The organism is Actinomadura rugatobispora (assembly GCF_055379765.1).
Window position 1 is genome coordinate 8645723 of the sequence record NZ_AP029191.1, and the last position, 24701, is coordinate 8670423.

The 24701-nt window shown below is 74.2% G+C and carries 21 protein-coding genes; 5 read left to right on the top strand and 16 right to left on the bottom strand.

All coding sequences use genetic code 11. The features are described 5' to 3' along the window. Window positions 1-10: 10 nt before the first annotated feature. Both ACZ466_RS38880 and ACZ466_RS38885 read right to left on the bottom strand, forming a co-directional pair. On the bottom strand, window positions 11-205 hold the full coding sequence (locus ACZ466_RS38880) for a ferredoxin (protein WP_378286569.1): 195 nt from the start codon (window positions 203-205) through the stop codon (window positions 11-13). Then, window positions 202-1950, bottom strand: a complete 1749-nt coding sequence (locus ACZ466_RS38885) for an FAD-dependent oxidoreductase (RefSeq protein ID WP_378286570.1) — start codon at window positions 1948-1950, stop codon at window positions 202-204. Before ACZ466_RS38885 ends, ACZ466_RS38880 begins: the two co-directional genes overlap by 4 nt. Between ACZ466_RS38885 and ACZ466_RS38890 the strand changes: the two genes are divergently transcribed. Then, the gene (locus ACZ466_RS38890; protein ID WP_378286571.1) at window positions 1874-3781 is read left to right on the top strand and encodes an acetate--CoA ligase; all 1908 of its coding nucleotides are present in this window, start codon (window positions 1874-1876) and stop codon (window positions 3779-3781) included. The two genes, ACZ466_RS38885 and ACZ466_RS38890, sit on opposite strands and share 77 nt — an antisense overlap. Here the strand turns inward: ACZ466_RS38890 and ACZ466_RS38895 are convergent. From ACZ466_RS38895 to ACZ466_RS38925, 7 genes are all read right to left on the bottom strand, one after another. Then, window positions 3753-4511: an ABC transporter ATP-binding protein gene (locus ACZ466_RS38895; RefSeq protein ID WP_378286572.1), complete on the bottom strand. Its 759-nt coding sequence runs from the start codon at window positions 4509-4511 to the stop codon at window positions 3753-3755. The two genes, ACZ466_RS38890 and ACZ466_RS38895, sit on opposite strands and share 29 nt — an antisense overlap. 2 nt (window positions 4512-4513) lie before the next feature. Continuing rightward, entirely contained in the window at window positions 4514-5221 is a 708-nt protein-coding gene (locus ACZ466_RS38900) for an ABC transporter ATP-binding protein (protein WP_378286573.1), read from the bottom strand. Continuing rightward, window positions 5218-7209 carry a branched-chain amino acid ABC transporter permease gene (locus ACZ466_RS38905; protein ID WP_378286574.1) on the bottom strand — a complete coding sequence of 664 codons (1992 nt, stop codon included), beginning with the start codon at window positions 7207-7209 and terminating at the stop codon, window positions 5218-5220. Before ACZ466_RS38905 ends, ACZ466_RS38900 begins: the two co-directional genes overlap by 4 nt. A gap of 6 nt (window positions 7210-7215) precedes the next feature. Continuing rightward, on the bottom strand, window positions 7216-8484 hold the full coding sequence (locus ACZ466_RS38910; protein ID WP_378286575.1) for an ABC transporter substrate-binding protein: 1269 nt from the start codon (window positions 8482-8484) through the stop codon (window positions 7216-7218). 181 nt (window positions 8485-8665) lie between these two features. Next, window positions 8666-9880: an amidohydrolase family protein gene (locus ACZ466_RS38915; RefSeq protein ID WP_378286576.1), complete on the bottom strand. Its 1215-nt coding sequence runs from the start codon at window positions 9878-9880 to the stop codon at window positions 8666-8668. An 18-nt stretch (window positions 9881-9898) separates the two neighbouring features. After that, window positions 9899-10198, bottom strand: coding sequence for an AtuA-related protein (locus tag ACZ466_RS38920; RefSeq protein ID WP_378286577.1), 300 nt, complete (start codon window positions 10196-10198; stop codon window positions 9899-9901). After that, window positions 10195-11529, bottom strand: a complete 1335-nt coding sequence (locus ACZ466_RS38925; protein WP_378286578.1) for an acyclic terpene utilization AtuA family protein — start codon at window positions 11527-11529, stop codon at window positions 10195-10197. The genes ACZ466_RS38920 and ACZ466_RS38925 overlap by 4 nt, the downstream gene beginning before the upstream one ends. A 187-nt stretch (window positions 11530-11716) precedes the next feature. On the opposite strand from ACZ466_RS38925, the gene ACZ466_RS38930 reads away from it, so the two are divergent. Both ACZ466_RS38930 and ACZ466_RS38935 read left to right on the top strand, forming a co-directional pair. After that, window positions 11717-12964: a cytochrome P450 gene (locus ACZ466_RS38930; protein WP_378286579.1), complete on the top strand. Its 1248-nt coding sequence runs from the start codon at window positions 11717-11719 to the stop codon at window positions 12962-12964. Further along, entirely contained in the window at window positions 12961-13938 is a 978-nt protein-coding gene (locus ACZ466_RS38935; protein ID WP_378286581.1) for an LLM class flavin-dependent oxidoreductase, read from the top strand. The genes ACZ466_RS38930 and ACZ466_RS38935 overlap by 4 nt, the downstream gene beginning before the upstream one ends. 2 nt (window positions 13939-13940) lie before the next feature. Here ACZ466_RS38935 and ACZ466_RS38940 read toward each other — a convergent pair whose 3' ends face one another. Genes ACZ466_RS38940 through ACZ466_RS38950 form a run of 3 tightly spaced genes read right to left on the bottom strand, consistent with a single transcriptional unit; the run spans window position 13941 to window position 17516 of the window. After that, window positions 13941-15320, bottom strand: a complete 1380-nt coding sequence (locus tag ACZ466_RS38940) for an FAD-dependent oxidoreductase (protein ID WP_378286583.1) — start codon at window positions 15318-15320, stop codon at window positions 13941-13943. After that, window positions 15313-16464, bottom strand: coding sequence for a CaiB/BaiF CoA transferase family protein (locus ACZ466_RS38945; RefSeq protein ID WP_378286585.1), 1152 nt, complete (start codon window positions 16462-16464; stop codon window positions 15313-15315). Before ACZ466_RS38945 ends, ACZ466_RS38940 begins: the two co-directional genes overlap by 8 nt. Then, the gene (locus ACZ466_RS38950) at window positions 16461-17516 is read right to left on the bottom strand and encodes a CaiB/BaiF CoA transferase family protein (RefSeq protein ID WP_378286587.1); all 1056 of its coding nucleotides are present in this window, start codon (window positions 17514-17516) and stop codon (window positions 16461-16463) included. Before ACZ466_RS38950 ends, ACZ466_RS38945 begins: the two co-directional genes overlap by 4 nt. Before the next feature lie 136 nt (window positions 17517-17652). On the opposite strand from ACZ466_RS38950, the gene ACZ466_RS38955 reads away from it, so the two are divergent. Further along, complete coding sequence (locus tag ACZ466_RS38955; protein ID WP_378286589.1) at window positions 17653-19149, top strand: aldehyde dehydrogenase family protein; 1497 nt, start codon at window positions 17653-17655, stop codon at window positions 19147-19149. An 18-nt stretch (window positions 19150-19167) separates the two neighbouring features. Then, window positions 19168-20382: a cytochrome P450 gene (locus ACZ466_RS38960; protein WP_378286591.1), complete on the top strand. Its 1215-nt coding sequence runs from the start codon at window positions 19168-19170 to the stop codon at window positions 20380-20382. 63 nt (window positions 20383-20445) lie between these two features. On the opposite strand, the gene ACZ466_RS38965 is transcribed toward ACZ466_RS38960, so the two are convergent. The 4 genes from ACZ466_RS38965 to ACZ466_RS38980 form a co-directional block, all read right to left on the bottom strand. Then, on the bottom strand, window positions 20446-21204 hold the full coding sequence (locus ACZ466_RS38965) for an SDR family oxidoreductase (RefSeq protein ID WP_378286593.1): 759 nt from the start codon (window positions 21202-21204) through the stop codon (window positions 20446-20448). Further along, window positions 21201-21860: a hypothetical protein gene (locus tag ACZ466_RS38970; RefSeq protein ID WP_378286595.1), complete on the bottom strand. Its 660-nt coding sequence runs from the start codon at window positions 21858-21860 to the stop codon at window positions 21201-21203. The genes ACZ466_RS38965 and ACZ466_RS38970 overlap by 4 nt, the downstream gene beginning before the upstream one ends. A gap of 149 nt (window positions 21861-22009) precedes the next feature. After that, window positions 22010-23467, bottom strand: coding sequence for an aldehyde dehydrogenase family protein (locus ACZ466_RS38975; RefSeq protein WP_378286597.1), 1458 nt, complete (start codon window positions 23465-23467; stop codon window positions 22010-22012). After that, window positions 23464-24684, bottom strand: a complete 1221-nt coding sequence (locus tag ACZ466_RS38980) for a cytochrome P450 (RefSeq protein ID WP_378286599.1) — start codon at window positions 24682-24684, stop codon at window positions 23464-23466. Before ACZ466_RS38980 ends, ACZ466_RS38975 begins: the two co-directional genes overlap by 4 nt. Window positions 24685-24701: the final 17 nt, after the last annotated feature.

Genomic DNA, 24701 nt, shown 5'->3' on the forward strand with positions numbered 1-24701 from the left:
GGAGGCCCCTCTACTTGATCGTGATGGCCTGTTCCGGGCAGTTCTGCACCGCGTCCTCGACCGCGCCCTCGTGCCCGGGCGGCACCTCCTGGGCGAGGACCACCGCGAACCCGTGCTCGTCGAGGTCGAAGACCTCCGGGCAGATCAGGTTGCAGCGCGCGTGGCCCTGGCACAGGTCCTTGTCCACGAACACGTCCACGGTCATGCCTCCTTGTGATCGGTGTGTGCGTCCCGGCGGCCGGCCGCGATGGCGCGGCCGGCGAGGTGGCCGAACGTCATGCCGGGGCCGAGGGTGGCCCCGCTGGCGGGTGAGGAGTCCCCGAACACGCCCGCGGTGATGTTCCCGGCCGCGTACAGGCCGGGGATCGGCGCGCCGGCGCCGTCCAGGACGCGCGCGTCGGGGTCCACGCTGGGGCCGCCGGTGGTGCCCGAGGACCCGGCGTAGACGCGGGTGGCGTGGAACGGGCCCCGCTCCAGCGGGGCCAGGCAGGCGCGGGCGCCCTCCCGGTCGCCGTCGCCCCACTCGCGGTCGACGGCGGCCTCGCCGCGCCCGAAGTCGGGGTCCAGGCCGCGGGCCGCGCCGGCGTTGAAGCGCTCGACCGTCTCGGTCAGCACGGCCGCGTCGGCGCCGATGAGCCCGGCCAGCTCCGAGATCGTCCCGGCGGACAGCCAGTGCGGGGGCGTGAGCGGCCGGTCCCCGAAGCAGCGCTCCCGGTACCGGTCCAGGAAGCCGGCGTCCACGACCAGCCAGGCGGGCAGGCGGGCGGCGTCCGGGTCGGCGACCGCGCGGCCGAAGTCCTGGTAGAGGGTGCCCTCGTTGGCGAAGCGGCGGCCGTTCCGGTCGACGATGATCGAGCCGGGCAGGTTGCGGGCCGGGCTCGCGTCGTGCATCAGCGGCGCGCCCTCCCGCTCCTCGTCCGACAGCCGGAGCAGCGCGTACCACTGGACCTCGCCCATGCCGCTGAGCCCGGCGCCCGCCGTCCGCGCCATGGCGAGGCCGTCGCCCTCGTTGCCGGGGCAGCTCCAGGAGCCTTCGAGCGGCGCCCCCACCCACTCGCGCAGGAGCCCGTCGTCGAACTCGAAGCCGCCGCTCGCCAGCACCACGTCCGGCGCGCGGACGGCGACGCTCTCGGCGCACCCTCCGGTGAGCACCCCGGCGACCCGGCCGTCCTCGACCAGCAGCTTCCTGGCCCGGCAGGACGTCCGGAACCGCACCCCGGCGCGCGCGCAGGCGGCGACGAGATGGCCGACCAGGCCCGTGCCGGCCGTCCAGAGTTCCTCGGGGCCGCGGTAGGGCGACCGCCTGACCCGCGCCGCGAGCCCGCCGAGCCCGGACGGGTCGAACGGGTGGGTGCCGAGGACGTGGCCGGGACCGGCGCCCGGTGCGTCCCGGTAGTAGTCGACCAGCCCGGTGAGCCGGAACGCGACGCCCGCGCCGGCCAGCTCGTCCACCATCGCCGGGGCGGCCTCCAGGAACGCCTCAAGCCGGGCCTTGTCGATCGGACGCCGCGCCACCGCCTCCAGGTAGCCGGTGACGGCGCCGGGGTCGGGGACGTGCCCGGCCTCCCGGGCCGGGCGGGAGCCGGGCGCGTAGACCAGGCCGCCCGACATCGCCGACGTCCCGCCGAGCAGGCCGGTCCGCTCCAGCACGATGGTGCCCAGCCCGGCCCGCGCGGTGGTGAGCGCCGCCGCCAGCCCGGCCGCGCCGGAACCCACGACGATGACGTCTGCTCTCGGAGTCGCTGCCATGGCGGCAGTCTGCGCGGGCTCCGTTATCGCTCGCGTTACCCGCACCTGGTCAGGGGACCGGCGCGTCAATACCGTGCCGGTGGACGCCGGCACGGCGTCTCCGACGAGCCGGAGGGATGCGAACGTGGGAGCGTATGCGGAGGCGTACCGGCGGAGCCTGGCCGACCCGGAGGGGTTCTGGCGCGAGGCCGCCGAGATCATCGACTGGACGGCCGAGCCGTCCCGGGCGCTCGACGCCGGCGCGGCGCCGTTCTACCGGTGGTTCCCCGGCGGGGAGCTGAACACCTGCGCCAACGCGCTGGACCGGCACGTGGCGGGCGGGGCGGGGGAGCGCACGGCCCTGATCTGGGACTCGGCGATGGTGGACCCGTCCCGGACGCCCGCCCGGCGGTCGTTCACCTACCGGGAGCTGCGGGACGAGGTGGCGCGCGTCGCCGGCGCGCTGGCCGCGCTCGGCGTCGGCAAGGGGGACCGGGTGGTCGTCTACATGCCGATGGTGCCGGAGGCGGTGATGACCATGCTGGCCTGCGCCCGCATCGGCGCCGTCCACTCGGTGGTCTTCGGCGGGTTCGCCGCCAAGGAGCTGGCCGCCCGCATCGAGGACGCCCGGCCCACGCTCGTGGTCGCCGCCTCGTGCGGGCTCGAACCGGCGCGCGTCGTGGAGTACCAGCCGATCCTGGAGCGGGCGCTGGAGCTGAGCGCGCACCGCCCGGAGCACACGCTGATGCTCCAGCGCGACGCCTGCCCGGCCGACCTGACCCTGCCCGGCTACCTGGACTGGGACGAGGTCGTCCCGGCCGCCGAGCCCGCTGATCCGGTGCCGGTGGCCTCCGACGACCCGCTCTACATCCTCTACACCTCCGGCACGACCGGGAAGCCCAAGGGCGTGCTGCGCACCGCGGGCGGCCACGCCGTCGCGCTCGCCTGGTCGATGGGCGCCGTCTACGACGTCCATGCCGGGGACGTCTTCTGGACGGTCTCCGACGTCGGCTGGGTCGTCGGCCACAGCTACATCGTGTACGGGCCGCTGCTGGTCGGGGCGACGACCGTGGTGTACGAGGGCAAGCCCGTCGGCACGCCCGACGCCGGCGCGTTCTGGCGGATCGTCCAGGAGCACCGGGTCAAGACGATCTTCACCGCGCCGACCGCGATCCGGGCGATCAAGAAGGCCGACCCGGAGGCCGCCGAGCTGGGCAAGTACGACACCACCACGCTCGCCGCGCTCTACCTGGCCGGGGAGCGCCTCGACCCGGAGACCTACCACTGGGCCTCCCGCGTGCTGGGCGTGCCCGTCACCGACCACTGGTGGCAGACCGAGACCGGCTGGCCGATCGCCGCCAACCCGCGCGGCCTTGAGGCGCTGCCGGTCAAGCCGGGCTCGGCCACGGTGCCCGTCCCCGGCTGGGACGTGCGGGTGCTCGACGAGTCCGGCGCGCCGGTCCCGGCCGGGCGGGAGGGCGAGATCGCGATCAGGCTGCCGCTGCCGCCGGGCGCGCTGGCCACGCTGTGGGGCGACGACGACCGGTTCGTGGAGTCCTACCTCAGCCGGCACGAGGGCCACTACCACACCGGCGACTCCGGCCACCTCGACGCCGACGGCCACCTGTTCGTCATGGGCCGGATCGACGACGTCATCAACGTCGCCGGGCACCGCCTGTCGACCGGCGCGATCGAGGCGGCCCTGGCGACCCATCCCGCGGTCGCCGAATGCGCCGTGATCGGCGTCCCGGACCCGCTCAAGGGGCAGGTGCCCTACGGCCTGATCGTGCTCAAGGCGGGCGCCGAGGCCGCCGGCGACGACGCCGCGAAGCTGCGCGCCGAGCTGGTGGAGGCGGTCCGGCGCGACGTCGGCGCGGTCGCCGCCTTCCGGGAGGCGTCCATCGTGCCGGCGCTGCCGAAGACCCGGTCGGGGAAGATCCTGCGCCGGACGATGCGGGGGATCGCCGGCGGCCGGGACGAGCCCGTGCCGCCGACGATCGAGGACGCGTCCGTCCTGGAGGCGCTCACCCCGATCCTGCGGAACCGCCTCTAGCCGTGGTGCCCGAGCCGGGCCCGGGATCGGTTCCCGGCCCGGCCCCGGCCTCGCCGAGGTAGCTCGACTCGATCAGCCCGGTGTCCTCCCGCAGCGACGCCGCGTCCGACTCCAGCGCCACCCGGCCGTGCGACAGGACGCACGCGCGGTCGGCGACCTTCAGCGCCTCGCTGACGTTCTGCTCCACCAGCAGCACGCCCAGGCCCCACTCCGCGGCGGCGTCCGTGAGCGCCTTCAGGCAGCGCTCCACGACCAGCGGCGCCAGCCCCTGCGACAGCTCGTCCAGAAGGATCGCCTTGGGGCGCGAGCACAGCGCGCGGGCCAGTGCCAGCATCTGCTGCTCGCCGCCCGACAGCAGCCCCGCGCGCCGTCCCATCAGCCGCTCCAGCTCGGGGAACAGCGCCAGCGGGTCCGACCTCCGGTTCCGGACGAGCGCGAGGTTCTCCTGCACGGTCAGGGACGGCAGCAGGGCCCGGTCGTCGGTGACCGCCGCCAGGCCGTGCCGGCTGAGCCGGTAGGGCGGCACGGCGGTGATGGACGCGCCGTCCAGCGTGATCGTGCCCGACATCGGCCGCAGGAACCCGCCGGCGGTCAGCAGCGCCGTGGTCTTCCCGGCGCCGTTCGGGCCCAGCAGGGCGACGATCTCGCCCTCGGCCACGGTGAGGTCGAGGTCCCACACGACGGGCATCCGCCCGTAGCCGGTGGTGACCTTCGAGATCTCCAGCAGCATGGTCAGCCCTCCCCGAGGTAGGCGGCGCGGACGCGCGGATCGGTGCGGATCTCCGCCGGGCTCCCCTCGGCGATCACGCCGCCGAGCTGCAGCACCGTGACCCGGTCGCAGACCCCCATCACCAGCTGCATGTCGTGCTCGACCAGCAGGATCGCGGTCTCCGGCGCGACGATCTCGCGCAGCGCGCGGCCCAGCTCGGCCGTCTCGCCGGTCTCCAGGCCCGCGGCGGGCTCGTCCAGCAGCAGCACCCTGGGCCGCCCGGCGATCGCCCGCGCCACGCTCACCAGCCGGCGGCGGCCGTGCGGCAGCTCCACCACCAGCCGGTCGAGCTCGTCCGCGACGCCGAGCAGGCCGGCGGCCCACTCCACGTCCGCGCGGGCGGGCCGGGCGCCGCCGACCAGGCCGACCGAGAGGTTCTCGGCCACCGACAGGTCGTCGAACAGCTCCAGCCCCTGGAAGGTGCGGCCGATCCCGTCCCGCGCCCGGCGGTGCGCCGGGCGGCGCTCGACGCGCCTCCCGGCCAGCTCCACCGTGCCGCGCGCGGGCCGCAGGAAGCCCCCGGCCACGTCCATCAGCGTGGACTTGCCGCTGCCGTTGGGCCCGATCAGGCCGTGCACGTGGCCGGCGGTGACGTCGACCGAGACGCCGTCGAGGGCCTTGACGCCGCCGAACTCGACGTCCACGTCCCGGATCCGGAGTAGCCGTGTCATCGCGCCCGCTCCTCTGCCAGGGCGGGCCCGGCCGCCGCCTTCACCGCGGGCCGGTGCGCGCCGCCGGGACCGCCGCCGCCGGTGTCCGGGCCGGGTCTCCGGCGCCCGCGCAGCGCCTCGGCGATCTGCCGGGGCACGCCCGCCAGGCCCTCGGGATGCATGATGACGATGCTCATCACGCCGAGCCCGGACAGCACGTTGACGATCGTGTGCGCGTGCCCGCTGAAACTGAACACGTGCGCCATCAGCCCGCCGTTGGCCAGCAGCAGCCCGCCCAGGACGCAGCCGCCGACCGAGGTGATCCCGCCCAGGTACAGCACCGAGACCAGCGTGATCGAGGTGAAGAACTCGAACGACGCCCAGGCGATCTGCTGGCTGCGGTAGCCGAGCAGCGCGCCCGCGACGCCCGCGATGAACGCGGCGATCGCGAACGCCTGCAGCTTGGTGGCCCCCACCGACAGGCCCTGCGCCGCCGCGCCCCGCTCGTTGGCGCGCACCGCCAGGAACCGGGCGCCGAGCGGGCTGCGCCGCACGTACAGCACGAACGCCCCCGCCAGCACGGTGATCACCAGCGTGAAAATTCCGAACGCGCGCTGCTGGGTGATGCCGTTCATGTCGATGCCGAACACCGACGCGGTCGGGTACTTCAGGCCCAGCCCGGCCCCGGTCAGCCGCTCCGAGGAGAACACCGTCGCGTCCATCACGATCGCGACGCTGAGACCGACGACGGCCAGGTTGACGCCGCGCACCCGCACCGCGGGCAGCCCGACCAGGAACCCGACGGGCACCGCGAGCAGGCCGCCGGCCAGCAGCGCCAGCGGCGGTGTCAGCCCGACGTGCTCCAGCACCCGGCCGGCGCCGAGCGCGCCGACCGCCGCCACCGTCATCTGGCCGAGCGAGATCTGGCCGCAGTAGCCGGTCAGCACCACCAGCGACATCAGCGCCACCGCGATGATCAGGCTGACCGTGGTCGGGTCGACCAGGCCGATCGGCGCCAGCAGGAACCACGGCACGCCCGCGGCGGCGGCGACCGCCGCCCACCGCCAGGGCCGTTCGGGCAGCCGCGCCGGCGGCAGGCTGCGGCTGGTCTCGGCGCCCTTGGGCACCACGCTCCGGCCGCCGATCACCACCGCGCCGATGATCACCAGCAGCGGCAGCGCCTGGTCCCAGCCGGGCACGCCGGTGGCCTCGGCCAGCCGCTGGCTGTAGCGCAGCAGCAGCGCCGAGCAGCTGCCGAGCACCGTGCCGACCACCACCAGCAGCCCGAACGAGCGGAACCCGGCGACCAGCGAGATCGCGATCGCGGTGACCAGCACCTGGGTGTAGGCGTTCAGGCTGGGCTGCTGCAGCGTGGACAGGAAGATCCCGGCCAGCCCCGCCAGCGCGGAACCCAGCGCCCAGTTCAGCATCTCCAGCCGCTGCGGCGGGACGCCGAGCAGCTGCGCCGCGCGCTCGTTGTCGGCCGCCGCGCGGGTGGCGCGGCCGAACGGGGTGAAGGCGTACAGCGCCCACAGCAGCGCGCAGATCACCACGGTGATCACGATCAGGATGACCCGGTCCAGGCCGATGATGAAGGCGGGTTCGCCGAACGGCAGCCGCAGCGTGTCGGTCGGGAACAGCTGCACCGGGACCGGGTCCTCCTTGCCGAAGACCGGGTGGATCAGCGCGTGGATCAGCACCATCAGGCCCAGCGTGCAGACCAGCCGGGCGAGCGGGTCGGCGTGCCGCAGCCTGCGCATGAACAGCAGGTCGAACGCGACGCCGACGGCCGTCGAGGCGAGCACCCCGCCCACCACGGCCGGGATCTTCGGCCAGCCCAGCTCGTGGATCAAGAAGAGATAGCTGTAGGCGCCGACGGTGGCGATGGCGCCGTGCGCGAAGTTCAGGACGCGCGAGCTCCGGAACACGATGAGCAGGCCCGAGGCCAGCAGGGCGTAGAGCGTTCCCGCCGCGGCGCCCAGGATGAGCAGCTGGATGTTGGCGTGCATGGGGCCTCAGCCCCCGGCCGGGGCGAAGACGTCCCGCACCAGGGCGACCTGCTTCAGGTCGTCGCCCTTCCACTGGTTGATGTACGCGGACGGGTTGGCCAGGCCGTCGTAGCCGCCGGGCGCCGAGCCCTTGGGCAGGGTGAGCGGCACCGGGACGCCCTTCACCGTGAGCGTCGCCGCGCGCAGGTGGGCGGTCAGGCCCGCGCGGGTGATCTTGTCGTCCTTCATGCCGGCGATCGCGGCCTCCATTGCGCGCCCGCCGAGCCAGCCCGACATCGAGCCCTGCCCGAAGCTGGCCTGCCTGCCCATCCGGTGCAGCATCACCCGCATCGCGGTGATGTCGGGGTCGGCCGAGTCGTCGGGGAAGGCGGCCCAGTCGGTGGCCATGTAGAGGCCGTCCTTGGTGTCGCCGAGCGTCTTGACCGTGGTGGCGGGCCACTGGCTGGCCAGCGTGGCGATCTTGACGGTGGGGTTCTGCTGGCGGATCGCGCGGACCAGCGCCGGCAGGTCGGTCGGGGTGACCCCGGTGAAGATCACGTCGGGGTTCGCCGACAGCAGCTGGGTGGCGACGGGGGAGTAGTCGGGCGTGCCCGGCTTGGCGAACACGGTGGCGACCACGCTGCCGCCCGCGGCCTTCACCTCCTCGGTCGTCCGCGCCGCCGCCTTGCTGGAGGAGGTGGACGCGGCGTTCACCAGCGCGACCTTCTTGGCCCCGTTGGCCGGGAAGTGCTTGGCGAGCGCGGCGAACTGGGTGATGGCGCCGCCGGTGATGGCGAACATCGCCGGGCCCTTCATCTCGCCCTCGCCGGTCGTCTCGGTCGACAGGTAGCTGAGCCCGGCCTGGTTCAGCAGCGGCGCGGCCACCAGCGGCGTCACCACGGTCTCGCCGCCGATCACGGCGAGGACCGACGTGTCCTGGATCAGCCGGCGGGCGCAGTCCTGGTTCTTGGTGGCGTCCAGCCCGTCGTCACAGCGGACGATCTTGACCGGGTGGCCGCCGATGCCGCCGTGGGTGTTGACGTAGCGGGCCCACGCCTCGGTCCCGTCGGCGATCGACGACAGGATGACCGGGCCGGTGTCGGCGGAGATGCTGCCGAAGGTCAGGGTGGATTTGGCCGGGGACGGCGAGTCCGGGGGAATCGTCCCCAGAGCGCCCTCCCCGGCGGTGCTGTCGCCATCGGCGCTGGAACACGCCGCGGCCAGCAGGCAGATCAGCGTGGACGCTGCTGCCAGCGCGATGGCGTGCTTGCTGCGGCGCCTGTCCTTGTTTCGCACGGCTGTCCCCTGTGGCTGAGGTGGGTCAGGCGGATGCCTGTGGGCCTCCAGCCAAGGCGCGGGTCGTTATGACATGCGTTACATCCACGCGGTAACGCACCAGCTCACCGGCCCTTTGACAGCGAGAAAAGGGAGACGGGCCCACGGCGCGCAGCCGTGGGCCCGTGGTGGCCGACGCGGGTCAGGCGGTCGCGGGCGGCTCGGCCGGGGTGAAGCGGAAGAGCCTCTCGGCGTTGCCCCGCATGATCTTGTACTGGGTCTCGGCGGGCAGGTGGCCGAGCCGCTGCCCGGCCAGCTTCAGGCTGCCCGGCCAGGTGGAGTCGGAGTGCGGGTAGTCGGTCTCGATCATGATGTTGTCCTCGCCCACCATGTCGAGCAGCCCGATGCCCGCGGCGTCGTCGATGAAGCAGCCGAAGATGTGCTCGCGGTAGTCCCGCCAGATGTCGATCGCGTCGAGGTCGACCGCCGGGTTGGAGCCCATGCCGGCCGTCCCCCCGGCGGGGTCGAACCGGACGCCGCGTCCCGCCCAGTACTTCTGGGTGGTGAGCACCTGCTCGGCGCGCTGCAGGAAGTAGGGGATCCAGCCGATGCTGCCCTCCGACAGCGCGATCTTCAGCCGCGGGATCTCCTGGAACTTGCCGCTGAACAGCCACTCCAGCATCGCCCCGGCGGTCCGCACCGAGCCCCACGACATGTTCGCCAGCACCGGCGCGTCCGGCGAGATCCGGGGCAGCTGCGAGGACGAGCCGACGTGCATGCACACCACCAGCTCGTTGTCGGCGGCGGCCTTCAGCACCGGGTCCCAGTAGCGGGACGGGTCGTGGATCGTGGGCAGCCCCAGCGGCGCCGGGTTCTCCGAGAACGCGACCGCGCGGGCGCCCTTGGCGGCGGTGCGCTCGATCTCCCCGACCGCCAGCGCCGGGTCCCACAGCGGCATGATCGCCATCGGGATGAACCGGCCCGGCACCGCGCCGCACCAGTCCTCGATCATCCAGTCGTTGTAGGCCCGCACGCACTCCAGCGCGAGCTCCTTGTCCTCGGCCTCGTAGAAGATCTGCCCGCAGAAGCGCGGGAACGAGGGGAAGCACAGCGAGGCGATGACGCCGTCCAGGTTCATGTCCTCGGCGCGGGCGACCGGGTCGTAGCAGCCGGGGCGCATGTCGCGGTAGCTCATCGCCTCCGGGCTGAACTCGGTGCTGTCCCTGCCGACGACCGCCGACAGTCCCGAGGTCGGGACGTCGCGGCCGTCGTACACCCAGCGCTCGCCGTCGCCGTCGGAGACCAGCCTGGGCGCGCGGTCGCGGTACCTGGCGGCGACGCGCCCCTGCCACACGTCCGGCGGTTCCAGCACGTGGTCGTCAACCGAGATCATCCAGTCGAGGTTCGTGCGGTCCATGGTGACCGGAACCCTCCTTCACAGGTCGATGTCGAGGATCAGGGACGAGTACGACTTGCCGTAGACGTCCAGGCGGAGCCCGAAATTGCAGCCGCCGTCCAGCGCGCCTTCGAGCACGAAGTTGAGCCCGTGCAGGTTCGGGTAGACGTAGCGGGTGACCTCGCCCTTGACCAGCGAGCCGAACTTCTCGCGGACCCTGCCGGCGGTCACCTTCTCCAGCAGCAGCGGCCAGTGCGCGTCGTCCTCGACGAACACGCAGACGTTGGAGACGTCGCCCTTGTCCCCGGCCCGGCTGTAGGCGATGTCGTGCAGCTTCATACGGTCACCAGCTCCGTTTCCAGGGAGACCGCGGATCGCGGCACGTAGGCGCGGGTCACCCCGATGAACCGCTCGATCGAGGGCGTGCTCGCGGTCGCACCGGCCAGGGAAAAGGACAGGTGCTTGGCCTCGAACATGTAGGCGCGGGCCACGTCCTCGTCCGGGCAGCGGGCGGCGAAGCGGAGCCGGACCTCGGCCGGGTACCCGGCGGCGACCCGGTCGCCGAACAGGGAGTCCACGCCGATCAGGTCAGCCCGCGAGTCGACGATCCCGGCGCTGAACTCCGCGCAGCGGGCCGCGAGCAGCTCCTTGGCGTACTCGGCGCGCTCCAGGCAGCCGGGCCCGCCGAAGGACATCTCGGCGCCGACCTTCCAGCCCAGGTCCAGCCCGACCAGCACCTTCAGCGTCTCGGGACGCGCCTTGCCGGTCATCCCGGTCACCTCGACCCGGTTCTCGCCGACGACCGCGACGGCGGTCCGGCTGACGTCGAGGGTCACGTCGGGGGTGAGGTAGTTGGCCGGGTCCTGGATCTCGTAGCCGAGCTGGAGCTTGACGGTCCGCTCGTCCACCACGCCGCCCGACTCCGGCGTCTTGGAGATCACGATCCGGTCGTCGCCCACCTCGGCGTAGGGCATGCCGATCCGGACCGCGTCGGCGGGCAGCTGGTGCGGCGCGTTGGCCAGCCGGCCGCCGCTGACCAGGATCCCGCACTCCAGCAGGTGCCCGACCGTGGTCGCCTCGGCCACCCGCTGCAGGTCGGTCAGGTCCCAGCCGAGCTCGTGGCAGATCGGCGCCACGTACAGCGACGGGTCGGCGGTGCGGCCGCCGATGACGAAGTCGGCGCCGCGGTCCAGCAGCTCCATGACCTCGGCCGCGCCGGAGTAGACGTTGACCGAGACGACCGGCTCCTTGACCTGGGAGATCCGGCAGCCCAGGTCGGGCAGCTCCAGGTCCAGACCGAACGCGCGGTCGCGGATGTCGTCGCCGTGGACGCCGCCGACCCGGACGCCCCTCCGGCCCTGCTCGCGGAACAGCCGCACGGCGGTGTCGACCGCGGCGCGGGTGTTGCTGCCCCCGAAGTTCCCGACGATCTTCAGGCCGTCGGCGACGAAGCCGCCGAAGTCCCGGACCACCGGCTCCAGGTTGTGCGCGTACCCGGCCGACGGGTCGAGCACCCGGCGCAGCTGCGCGAAGGTCATCGTCGCCTCCGCCAGGCAGTCGAAGCCCAGGTACGACACCAGACCGCTCCTCGCCAGGTCCACGGACCAGTCGAGGCGATCACCGTCGTAGGCGCTTCCGCAGCCGACGCGCACGGTCCGCCGCTTCCCCATCCCGTAGCCTCCTCCGCCTCGTGAACGTTGGCCCGATGCTGGCCCGGCCGTGTTACCGGCCTCGTTACCCGTGGTCGGAGCGGGTGTGCGGGGGGTGAGCGGTTAACGCGGCCGGTAACGAGCGGGGGCCAGGCTCGGGCTCGCCAGGGCCGCGGCGGCGGCCGGACCACGCGTGAGGTGATGGCAGGTGGCCACGACAGGCGGCGGGACCCGGAACGAGACGGGCACGGCGATCGAGCACTACGACGGCTACGACCACGGCACCGCGCAGCGGTACTTCGACATCGTCGGGGCGGCGCGCGGCCGGTGCCCGGTCGCGCGCAGCGACGCCCACGGCGGCTACTGGATCGTCAGCGCGCACGAGGACATCAGGCGGGTCCTGTCGGACCCGGAGACGTTCTCGAACGCGCGGGGGATCATGATCCCGGTGGAGGACCGGCTGCGCAAGCCGCCGCAGGACCTCGACCCGCCGCTGCAGACCGACTTCCGGCGGCTGCTCAACCGGTACTTCTCCCGGCACGGCCTGGCCCGGCACGCCGACCGCGTCCACCGGCTGGCCGAGGAGCACGTCGAGGCGGTGCTGCCGCTCGGCGACCGGGCCCGCGGCGGGCCGGGCTGCGACGTCATCGGCGACTTCGCCAAGCCGCTCACCGCGGCGGTGCTCAGCACCGTCATCCTCGACCTGCGCGACCCGGTGCGGTTCGCCGAGGTCCGCGGGATCGTCGAGGGCGTCGGCTACGGCAGCGCGGAGCAGAACGCGCGGGCCTTCCGGCGGCTGCAGGCGGTCGTCGAGGAGATGCTGGACGACCTGGCCGGCCGGGAGGAGCGCGACGACGTCCTCGACGCGGTGCTGCGCGGCACCGTGGACGGCGGCCGTCCGCTGACCCGCGACGAGCGGGTCGGCACGGTCATGCAGCTGCTGCTCGGCGGGCTGAAGACCACGGTCGCCGCCATCGGCCACATCGTCGCGCACCTCGCCGCGCGCGACGGGATCGAGGAGCGGCTGCGCGAACCGGGCTGGTCGCGCGGGCCGCTGGACGAGTTCCTGCGGCTGGAGCCGCCGGTCAAGATGATCGCCCGGTCGGCGACCCGGGACGTGCTGGTCGGAGGCCGGCGGGTGCGCGCCGGCGAGATGGTCGCGGTGATGCTCGGCTCGGCGAACCGGGACGAGTCCGTCTTCCCGGACGCCGCCGAGCTGGACGTCGACCGGCGCCGGAACCCGCACCTGAGCTTCGGGCTCGGCGCGCACCGCTGCATCGGCAGCAACCTGGCCCGCATGGAGATCGTCTCGGCCGTCGACGCGCTGCTGGCGCGGGTGCGGGACGTCCGGCCGGCGCCGGGCGCCCGGCTGGTCCGCACGCCGTCCGCGCCGGAGCTGTCGTGGGAGGCCGTGACGGTGGACTTCGACCTTGTTGAGGGAGCGTCGTCATCGTGACGTCGATCGGCATCACCATTCCGCAGCGCGCGTCGCTGTTCGGCGTCGGGACCGTCCGGGAGCTGCTCGGGCTGGCGCCGCTGGCGGAGGAGACCGGCCTGTTCGACACGGCGTGGGTGGGCGACAGCCTGACGTCCAAGGCCCGCCCGGACGCGCTCGCCTGCCTGGGCGTGCTCGCCGGCACCACCTCGGCGCTGCGGCTCGGGGCCGGCTGCATGGCCAGCTTCGCGGTGCGCGATCCGGCGCTGTTCGCCTACCAGTGGGCGAGCCTGGACGTCGTCTCCGAAGGGCGGACGCTGCTGGCCGTGTGCAACGGCCTGCAGAAGAAGGGCGGGGCGTCGGAGGAGGAGGGCCGCCACTTCGGCGGCGTGCCGGACAGGGAGCGCGTCGCCCGGCTGGAGGAGTACATCGGCCTCGTGCGGCGGCTCTGGACCGGCGACCCGGTCGACTTCGAGGGGCGGTTCGCCCGCTACGACGGCATCCGGATCCTGCCCGCGCCCGTCCAGGACCCCTGCCCGATCTGGATCAGCGCCAACCCGCCCGCCGGACCGCACGCCGCGCGGGTGCTGCGCCGCGTCGCGACCAGGGCCGACGGCCTGCTCACCAGCCGGGGCGCGCCCGGGTACGTCGCCGCCCTCAGGGCCGGGCTGGACGCCGAGCTCCGCGCCGCGGGCAGGGACCCCGGCCCGTTCCCGATCGGGGTCTACCACAGCGTCAACATCGGCCCCGACCGGGAGGAGTGCCTGGCCGAGGCGCGGCGCTTCTTCGACAACTACTACGGCGAGGGCGTGTTCGACCGGGACGGCGCCCTGGCCATGACGGCGGTCGGGTCGCCGGAGGAGTGCGCGGAGCAGCTGCGGGCCGTCCGGGACGAGGGCGCCTCCCACATCTCCCTGCGGCTGGCGTCATGGCGGCCGCGCGAGCAGTTCGACCTGCTGGTGGAGAAGGTGCTGCCCGCCTTCCTGGCGGACTGACGTCAGCGGGGGCCGGCGGCGGCGGCGCGCCCGGCGATCCGGCCGAAGATCAGGGCGCTGCCGACCGCGTTGCCGCCGCCGACGTACTGGGCCCCGAGCACGCTGCCGCTGACCTCGCCCGCCGCGTACAGGCCGGGGACGGGCTCGCCGTCGGCGGCGCGCAGGACGCGCGCGTCCGGGTCGGTGCGCAGCCCGTAGCCGGTGACGGCGACGACGGACGGGACCATCCGCACGGCGTAGAACGGCGGTGCGGCGATCGGCTTCATCACGGCCGGGTCCTTGAAGAACCGGGAGTCGGCGCCCGCCGCGCAGTCGGCGTTGTACCGGGCGACCGTCGCGGCCAGCGTGACCGGGTCCATGCCGGTGCGCGCGGCCAGCCCGGCGATCGTGGGGGCGGTACGCACGCGGCCGCGTTCCGCCTCGGCCAGCAGCGTCCCGGCGACCCAGCTGCCCGCGCCGAACGGGGCGTCGGGGGCGGCCGCCGCCGACCGGCACGCCGCGTCGTCGAACACCGCCCAGCACGCGTCGCCGTGGGTCAGCGCCAGCGGCGTGATCACCGTGTGCGGCGCCAGCTCGTTGACGAACCGGCGGCCGTCCTCGGTCACGTAGACCAGCCAGCCGGGGACGAACGGTTCGAGGTCGCGGCCGAAGCCCGGGGTGAGCAGCAGCTCGCCGTGGTTGCGCCCGGTGGTGCCCGCCCCGGCGCCCTCCGCCAGCGCGATCCCGTCGCCGGCGCAGGTGGCGGGGGCGGGCGACCAGACCTCGCCGCCGCCCCGGGCCGCGTCGGGGTAGTGCGCGGCGACCATGTCGGGGTTCGCGCCGAAGCCGCCGGTGGTGAGCACGACCGCGGCGGCCGTCAGGTCCTCGCCGCGGGCCCGCACGCCGGTCACGCGGCCGTCCTCGGCGGTCAGGCCGTCGACCCGGTTGCCGAGCGCGATCTCGATGCCGCGTTCGGCGCAGGCCGCGCCCAGCGCCCGCACGATCGCCCGCCCGGCGCCGGTCGGGCGGTGGCTGCGCGGCGACCGCTCCAGCCCGGCCCGGTAGAGGTTCTCCGGGGCGAACTCGACACCGAGGCCCTCCAGCCAGCGCAGCGTCGGCTCGGCGCGGTCGCAGAAGCGGCGCACCACGGCCGGGTCGGCGTCCCAGCGGTTGAACGTCATGTAGTAGTCGTAGAACTCGTCCGCGGAGTCGCCGGGATGGCCCGCCGCGGCCTGCTGCGCGGTGCCCGCCGCCATGAAGCTGCCCCCGGCCAGCGCGGTGGCGCCGCCCACCCGGTCGGCGGCCTCCACCACCAGCACCGAGGCGCCCTCGTCCGCGGCGCTGACCGCCGCGGCCAGACCGGCGCCGCCGGCCCCGACGATCACGATGTCGACGTCAGGCATGGGTCCGTCCCTCCAGTTCCGCGCGGATCAGGTCGCCGTGCTCGTCCAGCGCCGGGCTGGGGCCCGGGTCGGCGGGCGGTGTCGCGGAGAACACCGCGGGCAGGCGCGGTTCGACGACGCGGCCCGCCACCGGGTGCGTCGACTCGACGAACAGCCGCCGGGCGACGGCCTGCTCGTTGGCCGGGATCTCCGCCGGTTCGAGGACGTCGGCGTACAGCGCGCCCGCCGCCACCAGACGGGCCCCGGTCGCCGCGCGCGGCAGGCCCGCGGCCCTGCCCCTGATCGCGTCGAGCACCGCGCGGAACGCCTCCGGGCGCGCCTGGCGACCCGCCATGGTCGCCAGTTCCGGCGGCAGGGCGACGCCGAGGACCTCGCAGAGGGCGCGGAGGCCGCCGTCGTGGCCCAGCGACACCATGCCCCAGCCGTCGGCGAACCGCAGCGCCGTCCGCTGTCCCGTGGTGGCGTCGTCCCCCTGGTCCTTCGGCGCGTCGGGCAGCGTGCTCGGCCCGGCGGCGTCGAGGTGGACGAACCAGGCCGCGACCTCCAGCATCGACACCTCGACGTGCTGCCCGCCGGCGCCGCGCCCGCGCGCCAGCAGCGCAGCGAGGGCGGCCTGGGCGCCGATCATCCCGGCCAGCTTGTCGACCACCGCGTGCCCGATCGGCCCCGGCTCGCCGCCGGCCCCGCCCTGGAGCGCCGCCAGGCCGCCGTACGCCTGCAGCAGGCTGTCGAACGCCGGCCGCCGCGCGTACGGCCCGGACGAGCCGAACCCGTTGATCGACACGTAGACGAGCCGGTCGTTGAGGTCCCTCAGGCGGGCGTAGCCGATGCCGAGGCGCTCGGTCACTCCGGGGCGGAAGTTCTCCACGACGACGTCGGCCTCGCGTGCGAGGGCCAGCGCGGTGGCGGCGCCGTCCGGTTCGCGCAGGTCGAGCGCGATCGACAGCTTGCCCCGGTTGGCCATCTGGTACATCGCGGAGATGCCGCCGCGCCGCGTCCCGACGAACCGGGCCCGGTCGGGCCTCGCCGGGTGCTCCACCTTGATCACGCGGGCGCCGAGGTCGGCGAGGATCCCGGCGGCCAGCGGCCCGGACAGCGAGGTGGTGAAGTCGAGGACGGCGACGCCCTCCAGCGGTCCGGTCATGCGTGCTCCCTGCCGGGGCCGAGTTCGCGGAAGCGCGGCGCGGGGCCGGGCTCGCGGTGCCCGCCCGCGTCGACGAACGTGCCGCGGGCGCGGTGGTGCGGATGGTCCAGGGCCTCGTACGGGTCCAGGACGGGCGTCACGGCCGCGTCGACGGCGGCGAAGACCTCCGTCCACTCGGCCCGGGTCCTGGTGGCGAACGCCGCGGTGAGGCGCTCGCGCAGCTCCGGCCAGCCCGCCGGATCGTGCTGTCCTGGCAGGTCGGAGACGTCGACGCCGAGGGTCTCGGTCATCCGCGCGTACAGGTCCGCGCCGGTCGCCCCGACCGCCATGTAGCCGCCGTCGGCGGTGCGGTAGACGTCGTAGAACGGCACGCCCGAGTCGAACTGGTTGGTGCCGCGGGGGCCGAGGCGCGCCCCCGGCATGTAGTAGTGGCCCATCATCAGCGCGACGCCGTCGACCATGGCGGTGTCGACCACCCGGCCCCGGCCGGTGCGGCGCGCGTCCAGCAGCGCGGCGACGATCCCGAACGCCAGCAGCAGCCCGCCGCCGCCGAAGTCGCCCACGATGTTGAGCGGCGGCACGGGCGGACCGCCCTTCCGCCCCACCTGGTGCAGGTACCCGGCGAGCCCGATGTAGTTGATGTCGTGGCCGCCGTGCCGGGCGAGCGGCCCGTCCTGGCCCCAGCCCGTCATCCGCGCGTACACCAGGCGGGGGTTGGCGGCGCGGCAGTCGTCCGGGCCCAGGCCGAGGCGTTCGGCCGTCCCGGGCCGGAAGCCCTCCACGGCGACGTCGGCGTCCGCGATCAGCTCCAGCGCCCGCGCGCGTCCCGGGCCGGACTTGAGGTCGGCCACCTCGGACCGCTTGCCCCGCTCGAAGATCGTCCGGCCCTCGTACATCCGCCGGACGCGGCCGGGCCGGACCAGCGTGACCACCTCGGCGCCGTGGTCGGCCAGCACCATCCCGGCGAACGGCCCGGGCCCCATGCCGCCGATCTCGACGACCCTGACCCCCTCCAGGACCCGCACGGCCATGCCTTCGTTCTCAGAGCGCACGGTGAACAGGAAAACCGGCCCCAGTTACCCGCGTCGTTACCGTGCGCGCGTCCCGGCCGCCCGGTGACGGGTCAGGTAACGGGCCCCGCGGGACGCTGCCACCTCGACCGTTCACCGAGAAGGGCAGGGATGGCGCATGGCGAGGGGGAACGTGGGTGAGATCCGGTACGGCTTCGACGCGCAGTACATCGGCGGGCGGTGGCGGCCGTCGACCTCGGACGAGACGCTCCCGGTGATCGATCCCGCCACCGAGCGGGAGATCGGCGCGGTGCCCGCGGGCACCGCCGACGACATGCGGGCCGCCGTCGCCGCGGCCCGGACGGCCTTCGACGAGGGCCCCTGGCCGCGCATGGCGCGCAAGGAGCGGGCCCGGTACCTGGTCCGCCTCGCCGACGCGCTGACCGCCCGCAAGGACGCGATCATCGCGCAGATCGTCGCCGAGTCGGGCGCGCTGCCCGCCAACGCCGAGGCCGTGCACTGGGTGGGCGGCATGGGCCACCTGGAGTTCTGCGCCGACCTGGCCGCCCGCGACCTCGACGAGACCATGCCGCTGTCGCTCGCGCCCCGTCCGGGACGGGCGCCGATGCTCGGCACCGAGGTGGTGAAGCGGCGCCCGGTCGGCGTGGTCGGCGCCATCACCCCCTACAACTTCCCGTTCTATCTGAACCTCTGCAAGATCGCGCCGGCGCTGGCCATGGGCAACACCGCGGTGCTCAAGCCGTCGCCGCTCACCCCGCTGGAGGCGCTGCTGTTCGGCGACCTGGCCGACGAGATCGGCCTGCCGCCCGGCGTGCTCAACATCGTCAACGCGGGCGCCGACGGCGGCATGGCGATGGTCGAGCACCGCGGCGTCGACCTGATCAGCTTCACCGGCTCGGACGCCGTCGGCGCCGCGATCATGGCCGCCGCCGCGCCCACCCTGAAACGGCTGGTGCTGGAGCTGGGCGGCAAGTCCGCCGCGATCGTCCGGGCGGACGCCGACGCCGCGGCCGCGGCCGCCGCCGTGTTCGGCCTCAACATGGCGCACTGCGGCCAGGGCTGCGAGCTCACCACCCGGCACCTGGTGCACCGCTCACTCCGCGACGACTACCTGGCCGCGGTGACCGACCTGGCCGGCAAGGTCCGGATCGGCGGCGGCGCCGACCCGTCCGCCACCCTCGGCCCGCTGATCTCCGCCGCGCAGCGCGAGCGGGTCGAGGGCTTCGTGGCGGGCGGGCTGCGGGACGGCGCGACGCTGGTCACCGGCGGCCGGCGTCCCGACGTCACGCCCGGCTTCTTCTACGAGCCGACGATCCTGGCCGGCGTCGACAACCGCTGGGAGGTCGCGCGCAGGGAGATCTTCGGTCCGGTCGGCGTGGTCATCGACTTCGACACCGACGACGAGGCGGTCGCGATCGCCAACGACTCCGACTACGGCCTGGCCGGCGGCATCATCACCCGCGACACCGGCGCGGCCTACCGGATGGCCGAGCGGATGGACACCGGCCGGGTCCGCATCAACGGCGGCAACGGGGTGATGAGCGTCCACTCGCCGATGGGCGGGTGGAAGCGCTCCGGCATCGGCGTCGAGCACGGCGTGCAGGGCGCCCTCGAATTCACCCTGGCCCAGACCATCTCCTTCAACGCGGGCTGAACACCAACGGAGCGACCCATGACCGAGACACGACCGGCCCCGGCGGGCCCCGACCTCGACCGCCTGGTCGACGGTTTCGACGCCTACGACCACGAGACGGCGCAGCACCTGTTCGAGGTCACCGACCACGCCCGATCCCGCTGCCCCGTCTCGCGCAGCACCGCCCACGGCGGATACTGGCTGGTCACCAGCTACGCGGAGGTGCGGGAGGCGCTCGGCGACCCGGCGACCTACTCCTCCAGCCACGGCGTGGCCTTCCCGCACCACCAGTCGCTGATGATGCCGCCGATCGACCTCGATCCGCCGCTGCAGAAGGACTTCCGCAGGCTGCTGAACCGGCACTTCTCCCGCGCGGGCATCACCAGGTACGAGGACGCCATCCGGCGGATCGCGATCGAGACCGTCGAGTCGTTCGCCGGCCGCGGCGCCGCCGACCTGCACGCCGACTTCGCGGCGCCGTTCACCGCCGAGGTGCTGGCCCGGGTGATCCTGCACGTCGACGACGACGACCTGTTCGGCCGGGCCCGCGAGGTCGCCGCGCAGATCTCCCGCAACGACCCCGCGCAGGAGGGCGACAAGCGCGCCCGCCTGGAGGAGATCGTCGAGGAGATCCTGGAGCAGCGGCTCGGGTCCGGGGTGCGGCACGAGGACGCGATCGACGCGCTGCTGTACGGCGAGGTCGACGGCCGCCCGCTCACCCGCGACGAGCGGGTCGGCACGCTGATGATCCTGGTCATGGGCGGCCTCAGCACCACCAACGCAGCCCTGACGGGCGTCTTCCGGCACGCCGCCGAGACGCCCGGCCTGGAGGAGCACCTGCGCGCCGAGGACTGGACCCGGCAGGAACTGGACGAGTTCCTGCGCTTCGAGCCCCCGGTCAGCTCGCTCTCGCGGACCGTCATGAAGGACACCGTCCTCGGCGGCCGGGAGCTGAAGCGGGGCGACGTCGTGCTGCTGCACTTCGCGGCGGCCAACCGCGACGAGACCGTGTTCGACGACCCCGACGAGCTGCGGCTGGACCGGGAGAAGAACCCGCACCTGAGCTTCGGCCTCGGCTACCACCGCTGCATCGGCTCCAACCTGGGCCGGATGCAGATCCAGATCGGCGCCGCCGAACTGCTCGCCCGGATCGAGGACATCAGGCTCGCGGAGGGCGCCGTCCTCGAACGGGAGGCCGGCACCGGCTCCGGCTGGACGTCCCTGCCCGTCACGTTCCGCCGCCGCGGCCGTTAGCGGCGGCGCCGGCAAGCGCAAGGCCCCTGGCGGGATTCCGCCAGGGGCCCTTCAGCGTGCGGGTCAGATGCGCAGGGTCTTGAAGCCGTCGACGACGGTGACCTGCCCGCTCACCCAGCCGGAGTCCTCGCCACAGAAGAACCGCAGCGCGGCCACGAGGTCGGCCGGCTGGCCCTCCTTCTTCACCGCCTGCGCGGCGGTGAGCGCGGCCCTGCTCTCGGGCGGCACGGTGACCATGGTGGCCTCGGTGTAGATCAGGCCGGGCGCGATCGCGTTGACGGTGATGCCGTGCGGCCCCAGCTCCCTGGCGAAACCCTGGGTGAGGCCGATGATCGCGAGCTTGGACACGCAGTAGGCGCCGCCGAGACCGGAGTAGGCGCCGGTCGACGCCTGGTTGACGATCCGGCCCCAGCCCGCCTCGGCCATCAGCGGCGCGACGGCTTGGGTGACCAGCAGCGCGCCGTCCAGGTTCACCGCGAAGACCCTGCGCCAGTAGTCGATGTCGACGTCCATCTGGGTGTCGTTGCGCATCGAGTGGTAGATCGCGGCGTTGTTGACCAGGATGTGCGCCGCGCCGAACTCGCCGCGCAGCCACGTGCCGAGATCGGCGGCCGAACGCGGGTCGCCGACGTCCACCCGCCGGGCCACCGCCCTGCCGCCGTCGGCGGTGATCAGCTTGACCGTCTCGTCGGCCAGCCCCTCGTCGAGGTCGGCGACCACGACGGTGGCACCGTCGGCGGCGAGCGCGGCGGCGTACTCCCGGCCGATGCCGCGCCCGGCTCCGGTGACGACCGCGATTCGTCCTTCGTGTGGCCCGGTCATGGCCTCTCCTTCGCATCGGTGTCGATGCGATCCTCCGGAGGCGCCATTACCTGCCGCGTTACCTGCCGCGGGGCGCCCCGGCGGGCCGCGGGAAGCCGCCGGTGAGCTCCTCCCAGGCGTTCGCCGCGCGGAGCACGGCCGCGTCGTCGCCGTGCGCGCCGACCAGCATCAGGCCCTTCGGCAGCCCGTCGACGAGCCCGGCCGGAACCGAGATCGCCGGATGCCCGGGGCATGGCGAGGAGGTCGTGGCGCGCGAGCGCCCTGTCGTAGCCGGCCCGCAGCCACGGCGCGGCCTGCCGCGCCATGGCGTAGCCCATGCCGCCGTCCTGGGCGAGCAGGTAGCCGCCGCCGAGCAGCGCCATCGTGATGCCGGGGGAGAGGGCCGCGGCCCGGGAGCGGCGGCCGTCGAGCACGGCCCGCATCAGCGGCAGGTCGGCGGGGCCGCGGTGGTTCAGCCCGGCGCCGTCGCCGTACAGCAGCTGGTGCGTCGTCCCGATGAGCATCGACGCGGGCAGGATGGCCGCGGCGAGGCGGTGCTCGGGGATGGAGACGTGTACGCCCGGCCGTTCAGGCTCCTGCCACCGGCGCTGGTCGACGCCGTCGGGCCCGGCCATCACCTCCAGCAGCAGCGCCACGTCGGCGACCGTCCGCGCCATCGGCCACAGATGCTCGATCGCCGCCGATCAGGCCGGTCACGGCCCGGAGCTCGGCCTCGGACAGCCCGAGGCCGAGCCCCTCTGCGATCGGCCGCAGATCGTCTTCACCGGGCGCGCGCATCGGCGGTCCCCTCCTCGGCTCGGGCCGTTCAGGCCTCTTGGGTCTGGATGAGCGAGGGCGGCTCGCCGGTCGCCCGCGACTCGTAGACGACCTGGGTGTCGGTGGCGGCCAGGAACCCCCACGGGCCGAGCTCCGAGCCGAGCCCGCTCCACTTCACGCCGCCGAACGGCTGGCGGGGGAAGGCGTTGTCGCCGTGCGTGTTGATCCACACCATGCCCGCGTCGATCCGGGCCGCGACCTCCGCCGCCCGCGCCGGGTCGCCGCTCCAGACCGAGCCGCCGAGGCCGAAGGCGGTGTCGTTGGCCAGCCGGACGGCCTCGTCGAGGTCGCGGTAGGCCAGGATCGGCATGACCGGGCCGAACTGCTCCTCGTCCACGATCCGCATCCCGTGCCCGGCGCCGCCCAGCACGGTCGGCGCGTAGAAGTACCCGGGCCGGTCGAGGCGGCGCCCGCCGGTCAGCACCCTGGCGCCCTTGGCCCGCGCCTCCTCGACGAGTCCGGTGACCCGGGCCAGCTGCGGCGCGTTCTGCAGCGGCCCGAGCTCGGTGCCCTCGGCCGCGCCGTCGCCGACGACGGTCCGCTCCGCCCGCGCGACCAGCGCCTCGGTGACCCCGTCCAGCAGGTCCTCGTGCACGTAGATTCGCTTGGCCGCGATGCACAGCTGCCCGCAGTTGCCGAACGCGCCCCAGAAGAGCCGCTCGGCGATGGCGGCCGGATCGGCGTCGTCGAGCACGATCGCCGCGTCGTTGCCGCCGAGCTCCAGCGTCACCCGCTTGAGGTCGGGCGCCGCCGCGGCGGCGACCTTCTTGCCGGTGGCGACCGACCCGGTCATGGTGATCTTGCGGGTGAGCGGATGGCGGGTCAGCAGCGCGCCGAGCTCGGGCCCGCCGCCGCTCACCACGTTCAGCACCCCCGGCGGGAACGCCTCGCGCAGCAGCTCGCCCAGCCGCAGCGTGGTCACCGGGGTGAACGGCGACGGCTTCACCACCACCGTGTTCCCCGCGGCCAGGACCGGCGCGACCTTGCAGCACGCCATGATCAGCGGAATGTTCCACGCGGTGATCGCCACCACCGGCCCGAGCGGCCGGTGCGTCACCGCGACGCGGGCGGACCCGTCGTCCTGGATGATCTCCGGCGGGACCTCCAGGTCGGCGTAGTAGCGGAAGACCAGCGCGCCCGCCATCGCCTCCATGCGGGCGTCCGCGAGGGGCTTGCCCTGCTCGCGGACCACCAGCGCGGCCAGCTCGTCCTCGTGCGCGGCGAGCACGTCCGCGGCGGCGTGCAGCGCCCGGCGCCGCCGCTCCCGGGAGGTGCGCCAGCCGGTGCGGAACGCCGCCTCGGCCGCCGCCATCACCTCCTCGACCTGCGCCGGCGTGCACTCGGGCACCCGGGTGAACGGCTCGCCGGTGGCCGGGTCGACCACCGCGAACGATCCGCCGCCCGGCGCGGACGCGCCGTTGATCGTCTGGACGGGTCCGCCGGTCACGCGGGCACCTCCTCGCCGGCCGTGCTCGGGGTGAAGACGACCGGCAGCGACGCCGGGCCGCGCGCCACCCACGGGGTGTGCGTGATCTCGGTGCCCGGCCTCAGCGCGTAGTCGGGGAGCACCCGCAGCACCTCCGACACGATCACCTTCAGCTCCAGGATCGCCAGCTGCTCGCCCAGGCAGCGGTGCGCGCCGTACCCGAACGCCAGATGCGACCGCTCCTCGCGGTCGAGGTCGAAGGCGTCGGGATCGCTGTACACGCGCTCGTCGTGGTTGGCGGAGGTGAACAGCAGCAGCATCTTGTCGCCGGGGGAGATCTCGTTGCCGTCGATCACGTGCGGGCAGGTCGCGGTGCGCGCCATCCCGGTCACCGGCGCCTCGTAGCGCAGCAGCTCGTTGACGAACCGGGCGGTCAGGGCGGGGTCGTCGCGCAGCCGGTCGCGCAGGCACGGCTTGTCGGCCAGGTAGTACAGCGCGCTCGCGGCGGCGTTCGCGGTGGTCTCGTGCCCCGCCATCAGGATGAGCAGCGCCATGCCCAGGGCGCGGTCGTGCGGGATCGGCTCGTCGCCGACCCGGCCGTTGGCGAGCTGGTAGAGCACGCCGCCGTCGTCCTCGCCGCTGCCCCGGCGCGCCTCGATCGCGTCCCCGAGATAGCCGGCCAGCGCCTGCGACGCCCGCGAATTGGCCTCCTTGTCGCCGGAGTAGGCCGTCCGCTGCATCGTGGTGGTCCAGGCGCGGAAGGCGTCCCAGTCCTGCTCGGGCAGGCCGAGCAGGTCGGCGATCACGATCGCCGGGACCTGCTCGGTCAGCGCCGGCACCAGGTCGGCCTCGCCGTCGCCGCGGAACCGGTCGAGACGGCCGCGGACGATCCGGCGGACGCTCGGCTCCATCCGGTCGGTCTCGGCCTTGCGGAACCGCGGCCCCAGGAACCGGCGGTACCGGGTGTGCTCGGGCGGGTCCACCTCCAGCGGGATCGACCGGACGACGTTGCCGACGTCGGGGATCGTGGCGCCCCGCGTACTGGTGTACCCGGTGGTGTCCTTGCAGATCTCGACGACGTCCTCGTAGCGGGTGACGGCCCAGTGGCCGTCGAACCTGGGGCTGTGGACGGCGCCCGAGCGGGCGCGCAACGCGGCGTACACCTCGTAGAGCCGCTCGACGGTCTCCGGATCGGTGTAGTCGAACTCCTGGGCCAGTTCCTCGGCGGGCTTGGGCATGGTCGTCCTCGTTCCTT

Excerpts from the sequence above, each read along its gene's own strand:
- ACZ466_RS38965 (WP_378286593.1), bottom strand. The coding sequence starts at position 21,204 with ATGACCGGGCCACACGAAGGACGAATCGCGGTCGTCACCGGAGCCGGG.
- ACZ466_RS38945 (WP_378286585.1), bottom strand. The coding sequence starts at position 16,464 with ATGACCGGACCGCTGGAGGGCGTCGCCGTCCTCGACTTCACCACCTCG.
- ACZ466_RS38940 (WP_378286583.1), bottom strand. The coding sequence starts at position 15,320 with ATGCCTGACGTCGACATCGTGATCGTCGGGGCCGGCGGCGCCGGTCTG.
- ACZ466_RS38955 (WP_378286589.1), top strand. The coding sequence starts at position 17,653 with ATGGCGAGGGGGAACGTGGGTGAGATCCGGTACGGCTTCGACGCGCAG.
- ACZ466_RS38905 (WP_378286574.1), bottom strand. The coding sequence starts at position 7,209 with ATGCACGCCAACATCCAGCTGCTCATCCTGGGCGCCGCGGCGGGAACG.
- ACZ466_RS38915 (WP_378286576.1), bottom strand. The coding sequence starts at position 9,880 with ATGGACCGCACGAACCTCGACTGGATGATCTCGGTTGACGACCACGTG.
- ACZ466_RS38960 (WP_378286591.1), top strand. The coding sequence starts at position 19,168 with ATGACCGAGACACGACCGGCCCCGGCGGGCCCCGACCTCGACCGCCTG.
- ACZ466_RS38925 (WP_378286578.1), bottom strand. The coding sequence starts at position 11,529 with ATGGGGAAGCGGCGGACCGTGCGCGTCGGCTGCGGAAGCGCCTACGAC.
- ACZ466_RS38980 (WP_378286599.1), bottom strand. The coding sequence starts at position 24,684 with ATGCCCAAGCCCGCCGAGGAACTGGCCCAGGAGTTCGACTACACCGAT.
- ACZ466_RS38885 (WP_378286570.1), bottom strand. The coding sequence starts at position 1,950 with ATGATCTCGGCGGCCTCGCGCCAGAACCCCTCCGGGTCGGCCAGGCTC.
- ACZ466_RS38920 (WP_378286577.1), bottom strand. The coding sequence starts at position 10,198 with ATGAAGCTGCACGACATCGCCTACAGCCGGGCCGGGGACAAGGGCGAC.
- ACZ466_RS38900 (WP_378286573.1), bottom strand. The coding sequence starts at position 5,221 with ATGACACGGCTACTCCGGATCCGGGACGTGGACGTCGAGTTCGGCGGC.
- ACZ466_RS38880 (WP_378286569.1), bottom strand. The coding sequence starts at position 205 with ATGACCGTGGACGTGTTCGTGGACAAGGACCTGTGCCAGGGCCACGCG.
- ACZ466_RS38970 (WP_378286595.1), bottom strand. The coding sequence starts at position 21,860 with ATGGCGCGGACGGTCGCCGACGTGGCGCTGCTGCTGGAGGTGATGGCC.
- ACZ466_RS38895 (WP_378286572.1), bottom strand. The coding sequence starts at position 4,511 with ATGCTGCTGGAGATCTCGAAGGTCACCACCGGCTACGGGCGGATGCCC.